At 62.5% G+C, this 13,207-nt stretch carries 10 protein-coding genes; 8 read left to right on the forward strand and 2 right to left on the reverse strand.

The window, feature by feature from the left end; genetic code table 11:
* Positions 1-77 precede the first annotated feature (77 nt).
* From ABFB52_RS02820 to ABFB52_RS02835, 4 genes are all read left to right on the forward strand, one after another.
* Positions 78-3,674, forward strand: a complete 3,597-nt coding sequence (locus ABFB52_RS02820) for a DUF2339 domain-containing protein (RefSeq protein ID WP_129972270.1) — start codon at positions 78-80, stop codon at positions 3,672-3,674.
* Positions 3,671-5,035 (forward strand): DUF3999 domain-containing protein, encoded by a 1,365-nt coding sequence (locus ABFB52_RS02825; RefSeq protein WP_129972271.1) that lies wholly within the window; start codon positions 3,671-3,673, stop codon positions 5,033-5,035. Before ABFB52_RS02820 ends, ABFB52_RS02825 begins: the two co-directional genes overlap by 4 nt.
* Before the next feature lie 195 nt (positions 5,036-5,230).
* Positions 5,231-6,241: a class 1 fructose-bisphosphatase gene (locus tag ABFB52_RS02830; protein ID WP_007952492.1), complete on the forward strand. Its 1,011-nt coding sequence runs from the start codon at positions 5,231-5,233 to the stop codon at positions 6,239-6,241.
* A 3-nt stretch (positions 6,242-6,244) separates the two neighbouring features.
* Positions 6,245-6,847: a DUF924 family protein gene (locus ABFB52_RS02835; protein ID WP_129972272.1), complete on the forward strand. Its 603-nt coding sequence runs from the start codon at positions 6,245-6,247 to the stop codon at positions 6,845-6,847.
* A 202-nt stretch (positions 6,848-7,049) separates the two neighbouring features.
* Here ABFB52_RS02835 and ABFB52_RS02840 read toward each other — a convergent pair whose 3' ends face one another.
* Positions 7,050-8,942, reverse strand: coding sequence for a methyl-accepting chemotaxis protein (locus ABFB52_RS02840; protein WP_207252705.1), 1,893 nt, complete (start codon positions 8,940-8,942; stop codon positions 7,050-7,052).
* Positions 8,943-9,224: 282 nt separating this feature from the next.
* On the opposite strand from ABFB52_RS02840, the gene ABFB52_RS02845 reads away from it, so the two are divergent.
* Both ABFB52_RS02845 and ABFB52_RS02850 read left to right on the forward strand, forming a co-directional pair.
* Complete coding sequence (locus ABFB52_RS02845) at positions 9,225-9,479, forward strand: hypothetical protein (protein WP_007952486.1); 255 nt, start codon at positions 9,225-9,227, stop codon at positions 9,477-9,479.
* Between the two features lie 31 nt (positions 9,480-9,510).
* Positions 9,511-10,080: a lipocalin family protein gene (locus tag ABFB52_RS02850; RefSeq protein WP_085746391.1), complete on the forward strand. Its 570-nt coding sequence runs from the start codon at positions 9,511-9,513 to the stop codon at positions 10,078-10,080.
* A 173-nt stretch (positions 10,081-10,253) separates the two neighbouring features.
* Here the strand turns inward: ABFB52_RS02850 and ABFB52_RS02855 are convergent, their stop codons facing one another.
* Entirely contained in the window at positions 10,254-11,618 is a 1,365-nt protein-coding gene (locus tag ABFB52_RS02855; RefSeq protein ID WP_129972273.1) for a formimidoylglutamate deiminase, read from the reverse strand.
* Positions 11,619-11,764: 146 nt separating this feature from the next.
* Here ABFB52_RS02855 and hutC point away from each other — a divergent pair, with 146 nt between their 5' ends.
* Together hutC and ABFB52_RS02865 are read left to right on the forward strand one after the other, a co-directional pair.
* On the forward strand, positions 11,765-12,475 hold the full coding sequence (gene hutC / locus ABFB52_RS02860; protein WP_170844914.1) for a histidine utilization repressor: 711 nt from the start codon (positions 11,765-11,767) through the stop codon (positions 12,473-12,475).
* Positions 12,472-13,041 (forward strand): HutD family protein, encoded by a 570-nt coding sequence (locus ABFB52_RS02865; RefSeq protein WP_129972274.1) that lies wholly within the window; start codon positions 12,472-12,474, stop codon positions 13,039-13,041. Before hutC ends, ABFB52_RS02865 begins: the two co-directional genes overlap by 4 nt.
* The last annotated feature ends 166 nt before the right edge of the window (positions 13,042-13,207 follow it).

The raw sequence follows: 13,207 nt of genomic DNA on the forward strand, positions 1-13,207 counted from the left end.
CCCCACGATTGTTGGGCCGGGCCGATATACTGAGCCTTGGTTCCGCCCCGCCACGGGGCTGCTCAGGGATATCGACCATGCAATGGATGTTCATGTTGATCGGGCTGCTGCTCGGCTGGCTGCTCGACGAGTCGTTCAGCGATGCGCTGTTGGGCGCGTTGCTGGGGCTTGCCATCGGGCAGGCGATGCGCATTGCCCGGCTCGGTTCGCAGGCTGCCGAGCAACAGCGTCAGCTGGATCACGCGAAGATTGCGTTGCAGGGCGTCGAACAGCGACTGTTTCTGCTGGAGGGCGCTCCGGCGCATTCGCCAGCGCCGCCGAGTGTCGCGCCGGCCAGCGAAACGATCGTTGAACCCGTCACGGTATTTGAACAACCCGCTGCCGCAGAACCCGAGCTGGTCTGGGAACTGCCACCCGAACTCGAACCTGTCGCCGTCGCCGCCAGCGAACCCGGTCAGCCGTTGCCGGTCGATGTCTGGCGTCTGGACGCCGTTACGCCTGAACCTGAACCCCGACAACCCGCCGAACCTCGTGGCCCGAACCTTATCGAACGCGGCATCAGCGCTGCGCGCAACTGGCTGTTCGGTGGCAATACCGTGCTGCGGGTCGGTGTGGCGCTGTTGTTCTTCGGTCTGGCGTTCCTGCTGCGCTACGCCACCGAAGGCATGGTGGTGCCGATCGAATTGCGTTACGCCGGGGTCGCAGCGGCAGCGCTGGGCTTGCTGGCGCTGGGCTGGTGGTTGCGCCATCGCAACAACAGCTACGCCTTGATGCTGCAAGGCACCGGGATCGCGGTGCTGTACCTGACGGTGTTTGCGGCGATGCGTCTGCACCCGCTGCTCGATCCGTCTGCTGCGCTGGGCTTGCTGGTGGCGGTGACGGTGTTTTCGGCCATTCTGGCCATCACCCAGGATTCCCTGGCCCTGGCCTGCGTCGCCGCACTGGGCGGTTTCGCCGCGCCGATCCTGACCTCCACCGGCGCCGGCAACCACGTCGCGCTATTCAGTTATTTCGCGCTGCTCAACGCCGGCATCCTGGCCATCGCCTGGTTCAAGGCCTGGCGCCTGCTCAACCTGATCGGCTTCGTTGGCACCTTCGGCATCGGTTTCGCCTGGGGCCTGCGTTCGTACACGCCGGAACTGCTGTGGAGCACCGAACCGTTCCTGATTCTGTTCTTCCTGATGTACCTGGCCATCGGCCTGCTGTTCGCCCGACGCAAGTTGCTGGACATGCCGGACGCCCCGGCGGATGACGATCGCCAGGCGCTGCTGCATTGGTCGGCGCGCAAGGGCGATTACGTCGACGGCACGATGCTGTTCGGTCCGCCGCTGGTGGGTTTCGGCCTGCAATTCGCGCTGGTTCAGCATCTTGAGTTTGCGGCGGCGTTCAGCGCACTGGCGCTGGGCATGATCTACATGGCCCTCGCCAAAGTGCTGATGGGCGGCCGGGCGTTGTTGCTGGGTGAGACTTGCCTGGCGCTCGGGGTGATTTTCGCCAGCCTGGCGATTCCGCTGGGGCTGGATGCGCGCTGGACGTCCGCGGCCTGGGCGGTGGAGGGTGCGGGGATTTTCTGGCTGGGCTTGCGTCAGCAACGGCCCTTGGCCCGGGCCTTCGCATTACTGCTGCAACTCGGTTCGGCGCTGGCGTTTCTCAGCCAGTTACGTGTCGACGAAAGCAGCCTGCTCGACGGAGCGCCGCTGGGCGCATTGATGCTCGGCGCGGCGTTGCTGTTCAGCTTCTACCAATTGCGCAAGGCGTTGCCGGAGCAAACCTCGCCGTGGGAGCGCCAAGGGCTGCCAGTGCTGGCGAGTCTGGGGCTGACCTTCCTGTATCTGCTGGCGCCGCTGTTTTTCTTCACCCACGGCACGGCGATCAGTTGGGCATTGGCCGGGCTGGCGACCTTGTTCGTTGGCTTGCGCCTGCAATCGCGCACGTTCCTGTTCACCGCGTTTGCCGTGCAGTTGCTTGGCGGGGCGTTATTCCTGTTGCGCCTGCAAGGGGCGGGCGAGGATTCGGCGGCCGTGTTCAGCGCCGGCTGGAGCGGTCTGCTCAGCGCCTCGTTGATCGGTCTGGCGTTGATTGCCGGCATGCTGCTGGCGGCGCGCGACGAGATGGTGCGCAGCGATGTTCGTCTGCTGCGCGGGTTGTCGGTGGTGCTGCTGGCAGGTCTGGTGCTGATCAATCTGGCGGTGTTGTTCGTGCTGCCGTGGCAGACCGCGAGCGCGGTGTGGGCGGCCAGTGGCTTGCTGATCATCTGGCTCAGTCTGTACCTCAAACAGCGCGTGAGTTTTGTTTTTGGTCTGCTGTTGCAACTGATCGGCGGCGCAGCGTCTTTGCTGGCCGGCCCCGAGTTGCTCGGGCCGCTGTCCAGCGAGGGGCTGCGACCGCTGGCCCATGGCGGATTCTGGACGCCACTGGTGCTGGGCCTGGCGGCGATGATCGGAGCGTGGCGCCTGCAACTGGGCAATCACGCCTCGGCGTTCGATGTGCTGAGCCTGCATCGCCTGTCTGAAGTGTTACTGGTGTGGGGTGCCGGTTGGTGGGCGCTGGCGTGGTTCAGCGAAGTGATGCGGTTTGCGCCGCTGAATCTGCAGGCGACGCTGTTGCTGCTGGTCGCCGCGCTGAGCGTCGCGTTGTGGACGTTGTTGGTCTTGCGTCTGAAATGGCCTTCGCTCGGGTTGCTCTGCACCGTGCTGATTCCGGCGGCCGGACTGGTGTTGCTCGGCGCGTGGCACTTGCGTTATCACCCGGCGGCGGATTTCGGCTGGCTGGCCTGGGCTGCGGTGTTCGTCGTGCATTTCATCAGCCTGCGGCGTCTGGCACCGATGCTGCCGGCGCGGGCCTTGAGCACGGCCCATGTGCTCGGTTGCTGGCTGCTGATCGGCGTGCTGGCGCTGGAGTTGCGCTACGGCCTGCTGCTGTTGTCCGAGCAGTACAACGCCTGGCGCTGGCTGGGCTGGGCGATTCTGCCGAGCGTGTATCTGTTGCTGATGGCTGCACCGCGTCAATGGCCATGGCCGGTGGCAGCGTTCCCTCGTGAATATCGCCTGTACGCGGCGGCGCCGCTGGCGGTGCTGATGCTGGTCTGGTTCTGGCTGGCCAATGGCGTCAGCGATGGCAATGCCGAGCCGCTGCCTTATGTGCCGCTGCTCAACCCGCTGGAATTGGGTCTGCTGTTTGCGTTGTTCGGTGTCTACGTCTGGTCGCGTAGCGCCGTGGCCGAGCTGTCGATCCGCCAGGACTACGCGGCTTACGCGACGCAACTGATCGCCGGCGTTTCGCTGTTCGCGTTCTGCACTGCGCTGGTCACCCGCGCCGCGCACCATTGGGCGGGGATTCCGTTCGAGCTCGATCTGCTGCTCGAATCGATGCTGGTGCAGGCCGGTCTGTCCATCGTCTGGACGCTGATGGCGCTGGGTCTGATGATCGGCGGGCACCTGCGTCATCGCCGCGAAGTGTGGTTGATCGGCGCAGCGCTGATTGCGCTGGTGGTGGCCAAACTGATTTTTGTCGAATTGAGCAACCGTGGCGGACTGGCCCGGATTGTCTCGTTCATCGGCGTCGGCGTGTTGCTGCTGGTGGTGGGCTATTTTGCGCCGCTGCCGCCCAAACGCGTCGAAGCTGCACCGGAGGCGGACCAACCGGCCCCGGAAACCGAAGGAGTGTCGTCTTGAGTCGCAAGCTTAATCTCGGGTGGCTGTTGCTGGGCGTGGCCATGGCGGCCGGCGCCCAGGAAAAACCGGCGGACTTCGCCGCGCAGGTGCCGTTGGCGGTCAGTGGTTCCGGCCCTTGGTATCGCCTCGAACTGCCGCTGAGCGTGCAGTTGCAGGCGCGCCAGACTGATCTCAGCGACCTGCGGGTGTTCAACGCTGCTGGAGAGCCGCAGGCCTATGCGCTGGCCCGGGAATCAGCGCAGACCCGCGATGACGGCCAGTTGCATGAGGTGAAGTGGTTTCCGCTTTACAACTCGGCGGATGCCACCGAGCGCGCGCCGAGCGTCCGCGTGCAATCCACCACCACCGGTACGCTGGTGGAAGTGCAGCCGTCCAGCCAACTGGAAGCGGGCGAGGAAGTGCTGCGCGGTTGGCTGCTCGATGCCAGCGCGATCAAGGCGCCGTTGCAGCAATTGATCCTCGACTGGACCAGCGAGCGCGACGGCTTCCAGCGTTTCAGCATCGAGGCCAGCGACGACTTGCAGCACTGGCAGGCCTGGGGCGAAGGCCAGGTCGCGCGCCTGACCTTTGCCGACGAACGGGTCGAGCAGCATGAAGTGGCGCTGCCGGGGCAATCGGCGCGGTATCTGCGTCTGCTGTGGGATTCACCGGCCTCGGCGCCGGTCCTGACGTCGGTGCAACTGAAAAGCAGCGACCCGCGCAACCTGCCGCTGCCATTGGTCTGGTCGCCGGCGCTGGCCGGCAGCAGCGGCAAGCCCGGCGAATACACTTGGCAGTTGCCGATGGGGCTGAACATCGAGCGGGTGCAGGTCGAACTGAAACAGGCCAACAGCCTGGCACCGGTGACGTTGTCGGGGCGTCGCGAAAACAGTCTGCCGTGGCAACCGCTGAGCAGCGGCTTGCTCTATCGCCTGACCCAGAACGGCCAGGACGTGGTGCAGAACGAATTGCAGCTGTACGGGCAGACCGTGCAGCAGTTGAAACTGACGGTCGACGAACGCGGCGGCGGTCTCGGCGAGCAGGCGCCGAGCGTGAAATACGCGATGCGCGCCACTCAGGTTATCTTCCTCGCCCGGGGTGACGGGCCGTACAGCCTGGCGCTGGGCAATCCGACCGTGAAGACGGCGAACCTGCCGCTGACCACGCTGATCCCCGATTTCAAACCGGAGAAACTGGCCACGCTGGGCAAGGCCACGGTGCAGGGCGAAGCGCTGGCGACCCAGACTTCGACGGCCACCACCTCGGCCACGGCGGATACCAACTGGAAGAAATTCGGCCTGTGGGCGGTGTTGCTGCTCAGCGTGCTGTTTCTGGCGGCAATGGCTTTCAGTCTGCTGCGCAAGCCGCCGGCCAAGTCCTGAATAGGACGGGTGTGGCCTCTACACCCGTCGGGTTTCCAACTACGCTGAATCCGGTGCCTGAACTCTCTCGGTTCGATCACGTCTGATAGCAGGAATTGCACCCGACGCACGTTACCGGGCGTCATTGCTCGCTACGGTTTCAGACTCCCTGTAAACTGCGCGGGTTTTTAGCCCCCCATTCCACCGGAGCCGTCCATGTCCCGCGTTACCCTGAGTCGCTATTTGATTGAGCAGACCCGCAGCAACAACACTCCTGCCGATCTGCGCTTCCTGATCGAAGTGGTGGCGCGTGCCTGTAAAGAGATCAGCCACGCCGTGTCCAAAGGCGCCCTGGGCGGTGTTCTGGGCAGCATGGGCACGGAAAACGTGCAAGGCGAAGTGCAGAAGAAGCTCGACGTGCTGTCGAACGAAATCCTGCTCGAAGCCAACGAGTGGGGCGGTCACCTGGCCGGCATGGCGTCCGAAGAAATGGACAACGCCTACCAGATCCCGGGCAAATACCCGAAAGGCGCCTACCTGTTGGTATTCGACCCGCTGGACGGTTCGTCGAACATCGACATCAACGCCCCGGTCGGCACCATCTTCTCCGTGCTGCGTTGCCCGAACGAATACCTGAGCCAGAACGAAGCCCTGGATGAAAAGGCCTTCCTGCAGCCAGGCACTCAGCAAGTTGCCGCCGGTTATGCGATCTACGGCCCGCAAACCATGCTGGTGCTGACCCTGGGCCACGGTGTCAAAGGCTTCACCCTGGACCGCGAAATGGGCAGCTTCGTCCTGACCCACGAAGACATCACCATTCCTGAATCCACCCAGGAATTCGCCATCAACATGTCCAACCAGCGCCACTGGGAAGCTCCGGTACAACGCTATGTTTCGGAACTGCTGGCCGGTGAAGAAGGCCCGCTGAAAAAGAACTACAACATGCGTTGGGTTGCGGCGATGGTTGCCGACGTGCACCGCATCCTGACCCGTGGCGGTCTGTTCATGTACCCGCGCGACAGCCGCGAGCCGTCCAAGCCAGGCAAGCTGCGCCTGATGTACGAAGCCAACCCGATGTCGTTCCTGGTGGAACAGGCGGGCGGCGCTTCCACCGACGGTCACCAGCGCATTCTCGACATCAAGCCTGAAGGCCTGCACCAGCGCGTAGCGGTGTTCCTCGGCTCGAAAGAAGAAGTCGCCCGCGCCACGGCTTACCACAAGGAATAAACCATGAACGCGCCCTGGCAGCCGTTGCTCGATTGGTGGTTCGGTCATGCCGAATCAGCCACTGAAGTTTCGGCGCAACAGGGCAAGTTGTGGTTCGGCAAGAAAGGCAGCCAGGACCTCGAAGCGCGTGAGCGTTTCGGGGTCTTTGTCGATCAGGCTCTCGCTGGCGAATTGACCGAGTGGACGCAACGTCCCGAAGGCTGGCTGGCGGTGGTGCTGTTGCTCGACCAACTCCCGCGAATGATTTTTCGCGATACGCCCAAGGCTTTTTCCGGTGATCTACGGGCACAGAAACTGGTGGCTCAGGGGATTGCCGCAGACTTCGATCGGCAGTTGAAACCGATCCAGCGACTCTTCATCTACCTCGTCTTCGAACACTGCGAAAACCTCGCGGTGCAGAATGAAGCGGTCTCCCGATTCATCGAGCTGGTGGCGGAACAGCCGGAAGCGGAGCGCGGGGTGTTTGCCGACAACCTGGATTATGCCGAGCGGCATCAGCGGGTGATTGCGCGGTTTGGGCGGTTTCCGCATCGCAATGCGGTGTTGGGGCGGGAGTCTACGGTTGAGGAGTTGGCGTTTTTGAAAGAGCCGGGGTCGCGGTTTTAGGGCGATTTTCGGCAACCTCAAAAACCAGCCCTCACCCTAACCCTCTCCCGGAGGGAGAGGGGACTGACCGAGTTGGATGTTCGAGTTACGCTGACTTGAAATACCGAGTTGAACTCAGGTCTGGAAAGCGACAGAGATCGGCTCCCTTTCCCCTCGCCCCCTTGGGGGAGAGGGTTGGGGTGAGGGGGTAAGCTCTTGATCTTCAGATTCTGAAGCTACCCACCAACTGCTTCAGCCGAGCAGCCTGCTGCTCCAGATCCGCACAAGCCCGCAACGTCGCCTGCAAGTTCTCCACGCCTTCCTGGTTCAGCGTGTTGATCTCGTTGATATCGACGTTGATCGACTCGACCACCGCCGTCTGCTCTTCAGTCGCCGTCGCCACCGACTGGTTCATGCCGTCGATCTCGCCGATGCGCTGGGTCACGCTGCCCAGACGTTCGCCGGCCTGGTTGGCGATGCCGACGCTGCTTTCGCTCTCACGCTGGCTCTCGGTCATGATGCCGACCGCCTGACGCGCGCCGACTTGCAGCTCTTCAATCATCTTCTGCACTTGCTGCGCCGAATCCTGGGTGCGGTGTGCCAGGTTGCGCACTTCGTCGGCGACCACGGCGAATCCGCGACCGGCTTCACCGGCACGGGCCGCTTCGATGGCGGCGTTGAGCGCCAGCAGGTTGGTCTGCTGGGAGATGCTGGTGATCACTTCCAGAATCTGCCCGATGTTCACGGTGTTGCTGTTCAGGGTTTCGATGTTGCCGCAGGAGTCGCTGATCTTCGCCGACAGCTGCTGCATCGCGTGGATGGTTTTATCCACAACCTGCTGGCCGTCTTCGGCCAGGCTGCGCGCGTCGCTTGAGTGTTGCGAGGCGAGGGCAGCGTTCTGGGCGATTTCCTGGGCGGCGGCGCCGAGCTGGTTGATCGCGGCGGCCACGCTGTTGGTGCGCGAGGCCTGCTGGTCGGAGTTGAACATCGACGAGTTGGACGCCGCGACCACGCGCAGGGCGACTTCGTTGACCTGGCCGGTGGCCGAGGAGACTTCGCGGATCGAGGTGTGGATGCGCTCGACGAAACGGTTGAACGACAGCCCCAGCGCACCGAATTCATCATGGCCGTGGATGGTCAGGCGTTTGGTCAGGTCACCTTCGCCTTCGGCGATGTCGTGCATGGCGCGGCCCATGGTGAGCAGCGGCTGCATCAGCACGCGGATCAGCATGCCGAGCAGGGCGATGATGATCACCACGGCAATGACCATGGCGATCAGCGCCGAGGTGCGGAATTCGCTGAGCATCGAGAACGCGGTGTCCTTGTCCAGCACCAGCGCCACGTACCAGTCGGCCGACGGCACGCCGTTGACGTGGGTGAAGGAGATCAACTGGGTCTTGCCGTCGAACTCGACTTCTTTCAGGCCCGGGCTGACTTTCGGCGCACCGTTGGGATAGGCCTCGGCCAGAGTCTTGAGCACCAGTTTGCTGTCCGGGTGGATCAGGATCTTGCCGTCGGCGCCGACGATGAACGCGTGACCGTGGCCGCCGAAGTTCAGCGAGTTGATGATCGCGCTGACGCTGGACAGATCAATGTCGGCGCCGGCCACACCGATCATCTGGCCCTGGCGCTGCACCGGGGTAGCGACGGTGATCACCAGTTTGCCCGACGAGGCGGCGATGTACGGTTCGGTGACGATGGTCTGTTGCGCAGCGTTGGCCGCCTTGTACCAGCCACGGGCGCGCGGATCGTAATCCGGCGCGCGGTTGCCGGCCGGGACCGAGAACATCACGCCGTCGGCGCCGCCGAAGTAGCTGAGCTGGAAATTGCCGGTGTAGGCGGGCAGGTCGATGATGCGTTTCAGGCTGGCCGGGGCGTTGCCGTCGGCGACAACCTGTTGCGCCATCGATTGCAGCAACTGGATGCGGCTTTCCAGCCAGGTCTGGATGTTGCTGGTGGTCAGGCTGCCCAGTTCCTGCATCGACGCTTCGGTGCTGCTTTGCAGGGCTTCGCGCTGGCGATAGTCGTTGAACAAAATGAAACAGGCGAACGCAACGGCCACCACGAGGGCGGCAGCCAACAAGATCTTGTGGCTGAATTTCATGTTTCTGGTCATTAAGTGAGCTACCGCGAAGGGGCTGGTCAAGAAAGGGTGGCAATTTGCCACACTCTGGGGCTTTGCGCTGCTCTTATTTCGACCGCCGCGCGCCAAAGATTAGGCGCTTTTTGCTAAAAGCGACGAAATGCTCGATAGCCTTACAAACTGTCTGATTTACCGGCGAAAGACGGACGAGCGGGCTAACAAATAGCCATCCTCCCAGGGAACCAGACAGGGGTTTTCTCTTCTAAGCTTCTGGTTGGCGCCATGCCATCCCCCTTCCGTTCCAGGAGTTACACCATGTCGCTGCGATCTATCGCCCTTCTGTCGTTTTGCGTGCTGTTGGCCGCATGCAGCAAGGTCAATCAGGAAAACTATTCGAAGCTCTCGGCCGGCATGGCCAAGGCCGAAGTGGAGACGCTGCTTGGCAAGCCCACCGATTGCTCGGGCGCGCTCGGCATGTCCAGTTGCACCTGGGGCGACAAGAACAGCTTTATCAGCGTGCAGTACGCCGGTGACAAAGTGCTGATGTTTTCCGGCCAAGGCCTGAAGTAAACCGGGGCTACGCGCCCACGGGAGAAAAACAATGAAGCGGTTATTGCTTGTCCTTTTGGCCGGCCTGGTATTGGCCGGCTGCGCCACGTCCGGTGAAGATCCGCTGGCGCCGAAGACGGTCAACAGTGTCAATCTCAAGCGTTACCAGGGCACCTGGTACGAACTGGCGCGTCTGCCGATGTATTTCCAGCGCAACTGCGCGCAATCCGAAGCCCGTTATTCCCTAAAGCCCGACGGCAATATCGCGGTGTACAACCGCTGCCTGACGGCGGACTGGACGTGGGAAGAAGTCAAAGGCACGGCTTATCCACAGGTGCCGGGCAAGACCGACAAGCTGTGGGTCGAATTTGATACCTGGTTCTCGCGTCTGATTCCGGGTGTGGCGAAGGGTCAATACTGGGTGCTGTACGTCAGCGATGACTACAAGACCGCCCTCGTGGGCGACCCGAGTCGTCGCTACCTGTGGCTGTTGTCCCGCACGCCGACCGTCAACGGTGTGGTGCGTGAGGAACTGCTGAGCAAGGCGCGTCAGCAGGGTTATGACACCACGCGCCTGATCTGGCGTACTTCGGATCAGCAGATGGCCAAGACGTCCAACTGACTTCTCCTGTTCTGATCGTTCCCACGCTCCGCGTGGGAATGCCTCAATGGACGCTCTGCGTCCGCTTTTGGGACGCGGAGCGTCCCGGGCTGCATTCCCACGCAGAGCGTGGGAACGATCAGTAACAGAGGTGAAAAAAACCTGTGGAGGACAATCCCACAGGTTTTTTTGTGTCAGCCCAAAAGGTCTCGCAGGACCTGGGTAAAGGCGCGATTGCTGTCCTCTTCCCCGGCATGTCGCCCCTCGCGCACGACCCACTGACCGTTGACCAGCACGTCGCGCACCTGGCGATCGCCACCGGCAAACAGCCAGCGATTGAGAATCCCGTCACCGCTGGCCGTGGCCAGATAGGGATCGCTGCCATCGAGCACAATCCAGTCGGCACGCTTGCCGACTTCCAGCGCGCCGATCGGCTGGCCCAGCGCCTGAGCGCCACCGTCCAGCGCCGCGTCATACAGCGTACGGCCGACCATCGGCTGATCCGCGCCATACAAGCGATTGCGTCGCTGATCGCGCAGACGCTGGCCGTATTCCAGCCAACGCAATTCCTCTACCACGCTCAACGACACATGGCTGTCGGAACCAATTCCCATGCGCCCGCCCTGAGCGATGAAATCCACCGCCGGGAAAATCCCGTCGCCGAGGTTGGCCTCGGTGGTCAGGCACAGGCCGGCGATGGCGCGACTTTTGGCCATCAGCGTGACTTCTTCCGGATTGGCGTGGGTCGCGTGCACCAGGCACCAGCGCTGATCGACTTCGGTGTTTTCGTACAGCCATTGCAGCGGACGACGACCGCTCCAGCTCAGGCAGTCATCGACTTCCTTCTGCTGCTCGGCGATGTGGATGTGCACCGGGCATTGCTGGTCGCTGGCCGCCAGCACTTCGCTGATCTGCTGCGGCGTGACCGCGCGCAACGAGTGGAAGCACAGGCCCAGCGACTGCGCCTTTTGCTGCGCCAGCAGGGGTTGCAGACGCGATTGCAGATTCAGGTAATTTTCGGTGCTGTTGATGAAGCGGCGCTGGCCTTCGTTCGGGGTCTGGCCACCGAAACCGCTGTGGCTGTAGAGCACGGGCAGCAAGGTCAGGCCGATGCCGGCCGAGCTGGCCGCCTGGCTGATGCGTAACGCCAGTTCGGCCGGGTCGGCGTATGGCTGGCCGTTGTGATCGTGGTGGACGTAATGGAATTCGGCGACCGAGGTGTAACCGGCCTTGAGCATTTCGATGTACAGCTGACGGGCAATCACACCGAGCTGGTCGGGGCTGATTTTTCCGACGAGCCGGTACATCAGATCGCGCCAGGTCCAGAAACTGTCGTTGGGATTGCCGGCCACTTCCGCCAGTCCCGCCATCGCTCGCTGAAACGCGTGGGAGTGCAGATTCGGCATCCCCGGCAGCAGCGGACCGCTCAGCCGTTCGGCGCCATCTGCGGTGGAATCGGCCTGGATTCGGGTCAGCACGCCATCGGCGCTGACCTCGAGACGTACATTGTTGGCCCATCCGTTAGGCAGCAGCGCGCGTTCGGCAAAGAAGGCGGACATGGTTCAGCACCCCATCGTGTGTTATTTGTATATACATATACAGACGTTTGCCTGCCCGGTAAACTCCGGCAAGCTAGCAACTTTCATCCAATGAACAGGGATCCACCGTGCCGACTCCGCCTCCAGTCTCCCCGTTGGCCGCGAACATGGGCGACAGTCCGGCGCCCTTGTACGCCCGCGTCAAACAGATGATCACCCAGCAGATCGACAGCGGTAACTGGCCGCCGCATTACCGCGTGCCGTCGGAAAGCGAGCTGGTCAGCCAGTTGGGTTTCAGCCGCATGACCATCAACCGCGCGCTGCGGGAAATGACCGCCGACGGTCTGCTGGTGCGCATGCAAGGCGTCGGCACTTTTGTCGCCGAACCGAAGAGCCAGTCGGCGCTGTTCGAAGTGCACAACATCGCGGACGAAATCGCCTCCCGTGGCCATCGCCACACCTGTCAGGTCATCACACTGGAAGAAGAGGCCGCCGGTTCCGAACGTGCGCTGGCGCTGGACATGCGCGAAGGGCAGAAGGTCTTTCACTCGCTGATCGTGCATTACGAAAACGACATTCCGGTGCAGATCGAAGACCGTTTCGTCAACGCGTTGGTCGCCCCGGAATACCTCAAGCAGGACTTCACCCTGCAAACGCCTTACGCCTATCTGAACCAGGTCGCGCCGCTGACCGAAGGCGAGCACGTGGTCGAAGCGATCCTTGCCGAAGCGTCCGAATGCAAATTGCTGCAGATCGAAAAAGGCGAGCCGTGCCTGCTGATCCGCCGTCGTACGTGGTCGGGTCGTCAGCCGGTGACGGCGGCGCGCCTGATCCACCCCGGTTCTCGTCATCGTCTGGAAGGTCGGTTTCATAAATGAAAGAGTTGAAGGTATTACGCGCCGAAGGCTACCCGCGCATGCCGTGGAAAAACGGCGGCGGCAGCACCGAGGAAATCACCCGTGACGCCAGCGCCGGTCTCGACGGTTTTGGCTGGCGTCTGTCGATTGCCGACATCGCCGAATCCGGCGGCTTTTCGACCTTCGCCGGTTACCAGCGAGTGATCACGGTATTGCAGGGCGACGGCATGACCCTGTGTGTCGATGGCGACGATACCCGGCCGTTGTTACCCCTCGACCCGTTTGCCTTCAGCGGCGAGAGCCAGGTGTCCTGCACCTTGCTCGGTGGCGCAATCCGCGACTTCAACCTGATCTACTCACCCCAGCGTTACAGCGCACGCCTGCAATGGCTGGACGGCGAACAGCGGTTTTTCAGTTCGGCGAGCACCGTGCTGGTCTTCAGCGTCAGTGAACTGCTGGAGGTCACGGTCGGTGACAGCGCCTCGCAACTCGGCCGCCATGACTGCCTGCAACTGGACGGTAACACCGGGCTGACCGAGATTGCCGTCAATGCCGGCTGCTGCGTGATCGAACTGTCCTCACGCTGATTCCTTCACACGCTCTGTGTGGGAACGATCAAAAACCGCTGCTTTGAACGCAGCGGTTTTTTTTCGTCCCGACGTTCCCGAAATGCGCACCAACTTGTTACCGAACGCCCCAGTGTGGCGCAAAACCACGCTTTCGTAACAACCTCTCGCTACCCTCAATCCACCC

Origin of the sequence: Pseudomonas sp. 9.2(2024) (genome assembly GCF_039695385.1) — a bacterium.
Lineage (GTDB): Bacteria > Pseudomonadota > Gammaproteobacteria > Pseudomonadales > Pseudomonadaceae > Aquipseudomonas > Aquipseudomonas paraglycinae.